The organism is Bacillus cereus group sp. BfR-BA-01408, assembly GCF_022663305.1.
Lineage (GTDB): Bacteria > Bacillota > Bacilli > Bacillales > Bacillaceae_G > Bacillus_A > Bacillus_A pacificus.
The window spans coordinates 1-202 of sequence record NZ_JAKUFF010000387.1 but is presented as its reverse complement, the minus strand read 5'-3'; the positions used below and the strand labels follow the sequence as shown (position 1 = coordinate 202).

Here is a 202-nt window from a genome sequence, read left to right as displayed (position 1 = left end):
GCAGGAACAAGAACAAAGATATACAGAACAATATGAAGAACAAGAGCAACAATATGAACAAAATCCATATGCAGCGCCACAAACTCAAGAACAACAATTTCAACAAAATCCTTATGTAGCACCGCAAACTCAAGAACAACAATTTCAACAAAATCCATATGTAGCAACACAAACTCAAGAACAACAGTTTCAACAAAACCCA

The 202-nt window shown here is 35.1% G+C and carries 1 pseudogene; it reads left to right on the top strand.

What is annotated here, in order from left to right:
- Nucleotides 1–202: pseudogene (locus MR083_RS27775) on the top strand (hypothetical protein); the annotation flags it as partial.